General features: G+C 28.1%; 10 protein-coding genes. 9 read left to right on the plus strand and 1 reads right to left on the minus strand.

Annotation, left to right across the window (positions count from 1 at the left end; all coding sequences use genetic code 11):
- Positions 1-7 precede the first annotated feature (7 nt).
- From PKV21_03065 to PKV21_03105, 9 genes are all read left to right on the plus strand, one after another.
- On the plus strand, positions 8-1060 hold the full coding sequence (locus PKV21_03065; GenBank protein ID HOM26470.1) for a hypothetical protein: 1053 nt from the start codon (positions 8-10) through the stop codon (positions 1058-1060).
- 107 nt (positions 1061-1167) lie between these two features.
- A complete protein-coding gene (locus tag PKV21_03070; protein ID HOM26471.1) occupies positions 1168-1329 on the plus strand; it encodes a YHS domain-containing protein in 162 nt (53 codons plus the stop codon).
- A complete protein-coding gene (locus PKV21_03075) occupies positions 1329-2168 on the plus strand; it encodes an exonuclease domain-containing protein (protein ID HOM26472.1) in 840 nt (279 codons plus the stop codon). The genes PKV21_03070 and PKV21_03075 overlap by 1 nt, the downstream gene beginning before the upstream one ends.
- Before the next feature lie 130 nt (positions 2169-2298).
- Positions 2299-2505: a cold shock domain-containing protein gene (locus tag PKV21_03080; protein HOM26473.1), complete on the plus strand. Its 207-nt coding sequence runs from the start codon at positions 2299-2301 to the stop codon at positions 2503-2505.
- Positions 2506-2522: 17 nt separating this feature from the next.
- The gene (locus PKV21_03085) at positions 2523-4154 is read left to right on the plus strand and encodes a tetratricopeptide repeat protein (protein ID HOM26474.1); all 1632 of its coding nucleotides are present in this window, start codon (positions 2523-2525) and stop codon (positions 4152-4154) included.
- Positions 4109-5548 (plus strand): hypothetical protein, encoded by a 1440-nt coding sequence (locus tag PKV21_03090; GenBank protein HOM26475.1) that lies wholly within the window; start codon positions 4109-4111, stop codon positions 5546-5548. The genes PKV21_03085 and PKV21_03090 overlap by 46 nt, the downstream gene beginning before the upstream one ends.
- Before the next feature lie 139 nt (positions 5549-5687).
- Positions 5688-6368, plus strand: coding sequence for a DUF1559 domain-containing protein (locus PKV21_03095; GenBank protein HOM26476.1), 681 nt, complete (start codon positions 5688-5690; stop codon positions 6366-6368).
- A 49-nt stretch (positions 6369-6417) separates the two neighbouring features.
- Positions 6418-7149, plus strand: coding sequence for a type II secretion system protein (locus tag PKV21_03100; GenBank protein HOM26477.1), 732 nt, complete (start codon positions 6418-6420; stop codon positions 7147-7149).
- A gap of 61 nt (positions 7150-7210) precedes the next feature.
- Positions 7211-7930 (plus strand): DUF1559 domain-containing protein, encoded by a 720-nt coding sequence (locus PKV21_03105; protein ID HOM26478.1) that lies wholly within the window; start codon positions 7211-7213, stop codon positions 7928-7930.
- Positions 7931-8005: 75 nt separating this feature from the next.
- Here PKV21_03105 and PKV21_03110 read toward each other — a convergent pair.
- On the minus strand, positions 8006-8862 hold an 857-nt coding region (locus tag PKV21_03110; GenBank protein HOM26479.1), incomplete at its 5' end, for a tetratricopeptide repeat protein.

An 8862-nucleotide genomic window follows, 5' to 3' on the forward strand; every position in this document is an offset into this window, starting at 1 on the left:
CAATTAAATGAGCCAAAAGTCAATATATAATGAGGTTGTTGGAGTTATTCATGTGCATTTTCCTAAAAGAAGAGTAAAAGAATATATTAAAATAATTTCAGAAGATGGGAAAAAAGCAAAACTTGATTTTATTATTCTTACCTCTCACACTCCTTTAAAGGGAAAAGAAAAATATAAGGAATTATTTGAAATTGATGGATACTATAATGATATTCTAATTATTCATGCTGAAGAGGTGGATGAAAAGAAAAAAAACCATTTTATACTTATTGGGAATAAAAAATGGACAAAAGAAGAAGAAATTGAAAATGTCCTTAAAGAAAATGAAAAATTCATAAAACTAATTGTTCATCCTTATGGAAAACATCGTCTTTTTTTTGTTAAAAAGGATTATAAATGGGAAAAATGGGACTCTGTTTTTCATGGAATTGAAATATGGTCATCTCTTTTTGATTGGGCAGATAAAACAAGAATTTACAATATTCCTTTAAGATACTTAAATTTCCCTTTTAATATTGATGTTCCTGCTGAAAAAATTTTAAAAAAATGGGATGAATTAAATATGAAAAAGAAAACTTCTGGTTTTGCAGGTCTTGATATTCATTCTTTACCTTTTTATTTTAAAATTCTTGATTTCAAAAAAAATTTTTCATATAAAAATGTTTTCAGAACACTGAGAAACCACATATATTTAAGAGAAAAACTTTCTGGAAATTTAGAGGAAGATAAGGTAAAAATATTAACTTCAATAAAGAATGGTAATTTATTTTTTGCTAATGATTACATACAGAATAGTTCCAACTTTTATTTTGGTGAAAAAGATGGAAAGTATATATGCGGAGAAGAAGGAAAAGTCAATGATATAATATTGATAAAAAATCCTGTTAAAGCAAAGACAAAATTGATAAGAAATGGTAAAGTAATTATGGAAGGGATAATTGAAAGAGAAGAGATTAAGATTGAAAAAGAAGGAAATTATAGAGTTGAAGTTTTTCTTGATAACAGAAACTGGATTTTTTCAAACAACATATATATAACACCGGCCTCATCCCACCTTTAAGGTGGGAAGGTGGAATTGTTGATAATCAAGGGTTTTGAATGCCGTTTTTTAAAAATTAAGAAAAGATGATATAATATATAAAATTTATGGTCTAATAGGAGTGAAAAATGGGAAAGAAAAAATATAAAGATACTGTTTGCAGGAAATGGCTTACAAAAGAAACAAAAAATGTAGTGGAAAAAGATGGAAAGATATATTATTTCTGCAGTCCTTCCTGTAAAGAAAAATTTGAAAAAGACCCTGAAAAATATTTAAAACTTGTTGGATAATGAAGATTAAAATAAATGATTTGATTGTACTTGACATTGAAACAACAGGACTTAATCCTGATAAAGATAGAATTTGTGAAGTTTCTTTTTTAAAAATAAAAAAAGATAATCTAATTGAAAATTTTACCACTTTGATAAATCCAGAAATAAAAATACCTGAAAGTGTTTCCTTAATAAGTGGAATAAAGGATGTAGATGTTGAAAATGCTCCTAAATTTAAAGAAATTGTTGAAAAAATTAGAAATTTTATAAATGGAGAAATTTTATTATGTCATAATGCAAGTTTTGATATATCATTTTTAAAAAAGGAATTTGAAAGAGTAGGATATCAATTTCCAGAAGTAAAGATTATTGATACATATTTAATCGCAAAGAATTTTTTTTCCTTCAGAAAAAATTCCCTTCATTATCTTTCACAATTTTATAAGTTAAAAAGAATATCAGAGCATAGAGCAGAAGATGATGCAAAAGCAACATTTGAAATTTTTAAAATTTTTTGTAGAGAAATTGAGAAAAGATACAGGCCCAATTCATTAAATTTACTTTTTCTGTTCAGATATCAGAAAAAATTTTTTTACAGAAGAATAATATTTGACATAAATCAGATTGAGAATAAAATATATCCTGATAGAATTATTTTAGAAGATATTTTAAAAGCGTTGAGTGAAAAAAAAGAGATTTTAATAAGGTATATGAATTTTAAAAAAGAAATTACAGAAAGGAAAATTTTACCTCTTGAAATTATAGATGAAAATGGAGTAAAATATTTGAAAGCATTCTGTCAGTTGAAAAAAGAAGAAAGAAAATTTAGAATTGACAGAATAAAAAAAATTATGTAAAATAATAAAAGTTAAAGGAGGATTTTAGGGAAGGAGTTTTTAAATTCCAATCCGTAAAATCTAAAAAAAATTACCCCGGAGATTTAAAATTATTTTAAATTTTCTGGGATGAGAAAGGAGGGAAGAAAGAGTGGCAAAAGAAAAAGGAAAAGTAAAATGGTTTAATAACAAGAAGGGGTTCGGCTTCATTGAGAGAGAGAATGGAGAAGATGTATTTGTCCATTACAGTTCAATTGTAGGTCAGGGTTATAAAACCCTTAATGAAGGTGATGCAGTTGAATTTGAAGTTGTAAAAAGAGATAAAGGTCTTCAGGCAGTTAATGTTGTGAAAATATAATATAAAAAGAGTCCTGAATGTTGAAGAAACATATCTTTTTATATCTTCTCCTGACATTGATTGGGATAGGGGAAACCGGTAAAGATTATCTAAAACTTGCAATTACATCTTCACAGAATGGCTTTTATGAGTTGTCAAATAAGTATATAGAAGATTATATTGCAGGTGGAAATCAAGATTATGTTGATTATGTCTATCTCCTTTATGGCTATAATCTCCTTAAACTTGAAAAATATCATCAGGCAATAGAAAAACTTGAGACAGTAATAAAAAGGTTTCCCCTATCTCAATATCTTAAAAATGCATATGAGTTTTTAATTCCCGCCTATTTAAAGACAGAAGATGTTGATTCAAGCATAAATTCATACATAGAGTATAAAAATAAATTTGGACCTGATGAGAAAATTGAAAAACAGATATCTGAAAAAATAATTGAAAAGGGAATAAACCTCTTTAAAAACAAAAATATTCAAGAAGCAAGAACCTATTTTTCTTTAATCTTAAATGAATTTAAAGATGTAGATTTAACTTTATGGGCAAATTACTATCTTGGACTCTGTGAATTTGAATCAGGCAATTTTATAAAAGCAAAAGATTATTTTGAAAAAGTGATTATTTCAGGGAAGGGAGATATTGTTTCTGATAGTAAACTTAAAACAGGTGATTGTTATTTTAATCTTGAGAAATATGAAGAAGCGGAAAATTATTATAAAAAACTATTGGAAGAAAATTCAATTTTTTCGCAATGGGCAAAATTTCAGATTGCAATGATAGAGAAAAAAAGGGGAAATCTTTCAAAATCAATTGAGATTTTAAATAATATTGAACTTAAAGATGATTCAAATTTAATATTTAATGTTTTAAATGAAAAGGCAAATATCTATATTTTACTTGAAAAATGGGAAAAAGCAGAAGAAACCTTAAATTTACTCATTAATAAATTTCCAGAAAGAAAAGAAATTCCTGAAATATATTTTAAAATAGGTATTATAAACTTCAATAAAAAGGATTTTGATAAGAGTATTTTTTATTTTAAAAAAGCAATAGAACTTGCAAATAAGAATTCAGTTAAAGAAAAAGGACTTTTTTTTGCAGGTTATGTGAATTATCTTAAAGGTAATTTCAATGATTGTCTTAATTTCTGGGAAAATTTGATAAAAGAATATCCTGAAAGTCCATTTATTTTACAGATTTCATATCTTAAAGGTAAAAAATTTTACCAGGATAATAATTTAAAAGAGGCGGAAAAAAATTTTAAAGAGATAGTGGAAAAAAATAACAATCCTTATTATGAAGAAGGTCTAACATATCTAATAGAAGTTCTTATAAAAGAAAAAAAATTTGAAGAAGGTGAAATTTATATAAAAAAATTTCTTGAAAATAAATATGATAACTATATTGAATTTTTGCTCGGTAAAATTTATTACTTGAAAGAAGAATACACAAAAGCGAAAGATATTTTTGAAAATTTAAAAATAGATAGTCCTGTTATTAAAGCAGAAATGAATTTTTATCTTGGTAAAATCTATCAGAAACAGGGAAATATTGAAAAGGCAAAAGAGAAATTTATAGAAGTAATAAGTTTATATCCTCAATTTAAAGAATGGAAAGAAAAATCAGAAAAGTCATTGAAAGAATTAAAGAAATAGTTCTAACTTTAATTTTTCTCTTTCCTCTGTTTACATATTCTCAGAATATAGACATTTATGAAGAAATTGAAGGGAAAGACCTTACAGAGAAAAAAACAAAGATATTTTATATTATGCCTTCAATTACAGATATAAATTTTCCACAAATACCTGAAGTTAAAATAGAAGAAGAAACAAAAGTAGAAACAGAAATAACAGAAACAAAGGAAATAATTGAAGAAAAAAAGATAGAAGCAGAGAAGGGAAAAAAGAAATGGTTTTTTAATGGTAAATCTGGAAATTTTGTAACAAGGGGTTTTGATATTGTTTACAATGATGAAAAAATGAATTTCGGTATTTCAAACTTTTATACTGAAAATTACAGAAAAAACAGCGGTTTTTTCTACACAAGATTCTATTTATCTTCATCCCCTAATCTTTTCAATCTTGATTTTATAACAGGGCAGATGGAACTTCCGGGACCTGTTAAAAACCCTTTTGAAGATAAAAGGGAATTTTTTTATTTAAACTGGGATTTTAAAAAGAGATTTTCTTATTTTAATTTTGGATTTTCCCATAAATTTTATGCTATTGATGAAGAAATTTCTCATTTTTTAGGTTTTAATATGGAAAAAGATTTTAAAAGTTTTAAATTGAATACAGAAATTGAAGAAGATATATTTGATAATGAAAGTGTTTTTTCCATTACAGAATATATAATTTTTGAGAAAGAAAATTTTTTAATTAAACCTGGTTTAAAATTTATTGAAGGAAGTGGGTTGAGATTTTTACCTTCTTTTTTATTTAAAATAAATGAAAATTTTTCAGTTTTTTTAAGTTCTGATTTTGAAATTCCAGATTTATGGAAAGATGTAATTATGGAAAACTGGAAAGAAATAAAAAAAGAAAAAGTTTTACCAGAAGAAATATATAAAGGTGGAGTAAAGTTTCAATTTAAAGATACAGAATTTGAAATTTCTCATTCATATAACAAAAAGTATTTATGGGAAGATATTGCTAACAATAATCTTTACCAGCCTTTTAGAGAAAAATTTGAAAAGACAGGTTTTTTATTGAATTCAAAAATACCACTTAAAGATAACTTAAATCTGTTTCTTGAAATAGAAAAGGATATTTTTGACAAAAAGATTTCTTTTCTTCCTGAATATAAACATAATGCAGGTATAGAATTTAAGAATGAAAAAATAAATTTTAAAATATGGAATTCTTTTACTGGTGAAAGACATTTTATTAAAGAAGATTTAAAAAGTTTTTCCACATTAAATTTTGAAATTACTTATAGAACTAAATTTGAAATTGGTTTTGGTATTTATAATATACTTAATGAAGAATATGAAATTGCTCCGGATTATCCAGGGGAAGGAAGAAAGTTTCTCATTTATTTTAAATTTTGAAAATAATAAGTAAAAAACTTGACAAAATTAAAAATATAAGGTAAAAATAAACTTGACAAGATTAAAAAGATAGTGTACATTAAGAATAGATGCTGCAGAAAATTAAAATGTTATTAAAAAAGAAAGGAGGTGAAAAAAGATGAAAAGGAAAGGGTTTACATTAATTGAATTGCTGGTAGTAATTGCTATCATAGCGATTCTTGCAGCGATGTTACTGCCAGCACTTGCAAGAGCAAGAGAACAGGCAAGAAGAGGTGTATGTGTGAGTAATTTAAAACAACTTGGACTTGCTTTACATATGTATGCTCAGGATTATGATGAGAGATTTCCAACAAACATTGATAAAAATGCACCAACAGGTCATGATGTGGCTGTTTCTTTACAACTTCTTACAGGTCAGTTAAATGAATCAGATGCCCTAAAGGAAGGAGTTGTTTATGTGAAAGACCCTGGTGTATTTGTATGTCCATCTTCAGCAGAAACAAAATCAGACACAGGATTAATATGCCAGAGAACTTGTTCCTATGTTTATGCTTTGCCTTTACATGAACAAACAGCACAGGAAACAGCAATTATGGCAGATAGATGGGCAAGGTCTCTTTCAACAGCAAACTCTGCTCTTTATGCTATAGAAAGTACAACTTATGACCTTGAAACACAGGATAATCATGGAACAGAAGGAATTAATGTTTTATATGTAAGCGGTAATGTAAAATGGGTTGCTTCTTATAAGAAAAGTGGAAATTATTATTTACCAACATCTGAATTACCTAACTGTACAAATGGTTCAACAACTGCTTTGAGAATACCGAGACCATAAAATGAAAAATTATTGTTTTGAAAATTTGGAAGAAAGGAGGTGAAAAAAAATGAGAAAAAGAGGATTTACATTGATTGAATTGCTGGTAGTAGTTGCTATCATAGCGATTCTTGCAGCGATGCTTTTACCAGCACTTGCACGTGCTCGTGAGACAGCAAGAAGAGGTGTATGTGTGAGTAATTTAAAACAGATAGGGCTTGCTCTTAAAATGTATGCCCAGGATTATGATGAAAATTTTCCAGATGTAAGTGGTGCTGCTGCTCCTCCTGGGCAAACTGGTGAAGACGGTAATGTGATTATGGCTTTTAATAAATTACTCGGATATACAAATTCTACTGTGGGAAACTGGCAAAATATAAGACCATGTCCAAACTATTTGAAAGACCCTGGTATTTTTATATGTCCGAGCCAGAAAAATGATGGAAAATCACAAAATGTAAGAATAACAAAAAAAGAAGAATGTTCCTATGCCTATGCAATGGATTCTGGTTGGAGCTATCCTTTGAATGAACAAACACAGGATGATAGTGTAATTGTTGTTGATAAGCAGACATTAGCAGCGATTTTATCTCTTGGTAATAAGATGTGGAATACTACAAATGTTGCTATTGCTTTAAAATTATCTCCTGATAATAACCATTCAACTGCAGGAGTAAATGCTTTATTTGTTGGAGGTGCTGTAAACTGGATTCCTTCTGTTAAACAAGGGACTGATTATTATATACCTTCTTCAGGTGATTATAAAGGAATACCGAACTGGATGAATATAAGGAATCCATAAAAACTTGACAAACAGGAGGAAGTATGGTAAAATTAAAAATAAAGAAAGGAGGTGAAAAAAGATGAGAAAAAAAGGATTTACATTAATTGAATTGCTGGTGGTTATAGCGATCATAGCGATTCTCGCAGCGATGTTACTGCCAGCACTTGCAAGAGCAAGGGAACAGGCAAGAAGGAGTGTATGTATAAGTAACTTAAAACAGATTGGTCTTGCATTAAGAATGTATAGCCAGGACTACAGAGAATTCTTCCCGATTACATCAGCAACAACTCTTCAGACAGCAGTTGGATGCCTTGGACTACTCTATCCAAACTATGTTTCAGCACAGAAAACATTTATATGCCCATCTGACATTTCCCACAGAACAGTTGACCTTGCAGGTTCTGAAATTACCCAGGGGATAAGCACACAGTTAAGAGATACAACAGGAGATACAGATGGAGCAGGTCTTTCTTATGCATATGCTTTATGGTGCCATGAGAATGTTGATATAGATACAGTTCTTGTGGTTGATAAGGCAGTTTATATTACAGATTATCAGGGAGGAACATATACAGCAGGAACACCTTGGAGTTTAACAGCATTGCAAAGTGGAGCAACTTCAACAAGTGGTGGAGCAAGTGCTGTTCCTGTTGGACTTCTCAACCACAAGAACGATGGAGTTAATGCCTGCTACATAGATGGGCATGTAAGATGGATACCAGTAGGAAAAGTTGAAGAACTGTTCCCAAATTACAACAATGCTGACAATTCTCAGGCAAAAGTAAGAAATCCATTATAATCTGAAAAGAGGAAGCCCCCGCTTTTAAAGCGGGGGCTTTTTTATTTTTATATAACATTTATCAGAATTTTCAATTCATTTTTTCTGTTGTAATATAATCCTTAAATTAATTTTTGCTGGTTCAAAATCTGGCTTTATTTTTAAAATTTTTTTAAGTATTTCTATTGATTTTTCTTTTTCTCCTATCTCATTTAAAGAAATTGCATAATCGTTTAAAATTTCAATATTTTTTTTTGTTTTTTCTGGCTCTAATTCAAAAACTCTTTCAAAATAAAAAATTGCTTCATTATGTTTGTTCAATCTCTGGCATGCTCTTGCTAAATTTAATATTATTAAAAAATCATTTTTATTAAATTTATATGCATTTAAGAAACAATATAAAGATTTATCAAATTGCCCTTCTTTAAAATAACAAATGCCAAGTTTATTCCAGTAAATACTTTCTTTTGGGTCAAGTTCAATTGCTTTTATAAAAATTTTTTCTGCTAAATCATAATTACCTTTATCAAGATAAATTTTACCAAGAAGATATAGGGTAGGAGAAGAATATGGATTTATTTGTACTGCCTTGTTTAAAAAGTTTAGACAATTTTCAGTATCTCCTTTTCTTTCATATATTAGTCCAAGACCTGTTAAAGCATCAAAGTTAAAAGGGTCAATCTCAAGTGTTTTAATATAATATTTCATTGCTTCTTCATAATTACCCAGCATAAAATAACTTTTACTTATTCCAAGGGTTGCTTTTGAAAGTTCTCTTTTTGAATTTGCAAATTGTTTTTCCAGTTTTTTAAACTGAATAAGTGCTTTTTCATATTTATATTTCATAAGCAGTTCAACTCCATAATTGTGAATAAGTTTTTTTGAGTAAGGGAAATATTTTAATGATTTTTCATAAAAACTTATCGGGTCCAGCCAGTCATAATTTCTTAAAA

This window comes from bacterium, from assembly GCA_035371905.1.
Lineage (GTDB): Bacteria > Ratteibacteria > UBA8468 > B48-G9 > JAFGKM01 > JAMWDI01.

Excerpts from the sequence above, each read along its gene's own strand:
- PKV21_03065 (HOM26470.1), top strand. The coding sequence starts at position 8 with ATGAGCCAAAAGTCAATATATAATGAGGTTGTTGGAGTTATTCATGTG.
- PKV21_03070 (HOM26471.1), top strand. The coding sequence starts at position 1,168 with ATGGGAAAGAAAAAATATAAAGATACTGTTTGCAGGAAATGGCTTACA.
- PKV21_03075 (HOM26472.1), top strand. The coding sequence starts at position 1,329 with ATGAAGATTAAAATAAATGATTTGATTGTACTTGACATTGAAACAACA.
- PKV21_03085 (HOM26474.1), top strand. The coding sequence starts at position 2,523 with ATGTTGAAGAAACATATCTTTTTATATCTTCTCCTGACATTGATTGGG.
- PKV21_03090 (HOM26475.1), top strand. The coding sequence starts at position 4,109 with ATGGAAAGAAAAATCAGAAAAGTCATTGAAAGAATTAAAGAAATAGTT.
- PKV21_03095 (HOM26476.1), top strand. The coding sequence starts at position 5,688 with ATGAAAAGGAAAGGGTTTACATTAATTGAATTGCTGGTAGTAATTGCT.
- PKV21_03100 (HOM26477.1), top strand. The coding sequence starts at position 6,418 with ATGAGAAAAAGAGGATTTACATTGATTGAATTGCTGGTAGTAGTTGCT.
- PKV21_03105 (HOM26478.1), top strand. The coding sequence starts at position 7,211 with ATGAGAAAAAAAGGATTTACATTAATTGAATTGCTGGTGGTTATAGCG.